This is a genomic window from Hymenobacter agri, from assembly GCF_054778495.1.
Window position 1 is genome coordinate 1 of sequence record NZ_BAAGZM010000921.1, and the last position, 1,217, is coordinate 1,217.

Annotated in this window: 2 protein-coding genes; both read left to right on the forward strand. The window is 65.7% G+C overall.

Features of this window, described 5'->3' with window-relative positions; translation table 11 throughout:
- The coding region (locus ACYVDE_RS23385) for a hypothetical protein (RefSeq protein WP_460503930.1) at positions 1 to 201 on the forward strand (201 nt) is incomplete at its 5' end.
- Positions 202 to 362: 161 nt separating this feature from the next.
- A partial coding sequence (locus tag ACYVDE_RS23390) for a TolC family protein (RefSeq protein ID WP_460503931.1) occupies positions 363 to 1,217 on the forward strand: 855 nt, incomplete at its 3' end.

Here is a 1,217-nt window from a genome sequence, read left to right on the forward strand (position 1 = left end):
CCGCTGGTAGTAGCCAGTGGCGCCGGCGCCCTCGGCAACCGCTCCATCGGCACGGCCGCGGCGGGCGGCATGCTCATCGGCACCGTCTTCGGCATGGTGCTGATTCCGGGCCTGTACGTGCTGTTTGCCAGCTTCGAGAAACCGAAGAATCTGGAAGCGGATGCGGAGGTGGTGGAAGAAAAAGAGTTGGTGGCGCATTAGGCGCGACCACCCGAATTGTAGCGCGGACTTTTAGTCCGCGAGTTGCTCGAATAGATAATCCACGCGCGGACTAAAAGTCCGCGCTACATCGCCCACGCCACGGCTCCCCTCTTCGGAGAAGGGAGTCGCGGGTAATGCGAACCGCCAGAACAACCAGTCTCATGCGCTTTCTAACCGCTGCCCTTGTCTTAATCCTCGCCGCCGGCTGCCGCGTATCCGCGCCCGACGGCCCGGCCTCCAGCCCTGCCACGCCCAAAGCCTTCAACCAGACCACGCCCACCACCGATACCCTCAGCGTGGGCAGAACGCCGTGGCGGCAGTTTTTCCAGGACCCCGCGCTGGCCGGCCTCATCGATACCGCCCTGCGGCAGAACCTGGATTTGCGGGTGGCGGTGCAGCGCGTAGAAGTATTTCAGGCGCAGTACCTGGCCCGGCGCGGGGCGCTGCTGCCCACGGTATCGGCCACGGGCACGGGCGCGCTCGACCGCTACGGCAAGTATACCATGACCGGCGTGGGCAACTACGACACCAACCTCTCGCAGAATATTGTCGACAACCAGCGCGTGCCCACCAACCTCACGCCCGACCTATTCGTGGGTTTGCGCAGCTCTTGGGAAATCGACCTGTGGGGCAAGCTGCGCAGCCGCCGCAAGGCCGCCTACCTGCGCGTGCTGGCCTCGGAGCAGGGCCGCAACCTGGTGGTGACCAACCTGGTAGCCGACGTGGCCCGCGCCTACTACGAGCTACTGACGCTCGACAACCAACTGGCCATTCTACTGCGCAACACCCGCTTCCAGCAGGAGGGCCTGCGCCTCATCAAGGTGCAGAAAGAGGCCGGGCGCGTCACGCAGCTGGCCGTGCAGCAGTTTGCCGCCCAGGCCCTGCGCACCGAGAGCCTGGCCTACGAAACCCGCCAGCGCATCACCGAAGTTGAAACCCAGCTCAACCAGCTGCTGGGGCGCTACCCGCAGCCCATCCGGCGCGGGCCGGCACTGCCCAACCAGTCGGGCCTGCCC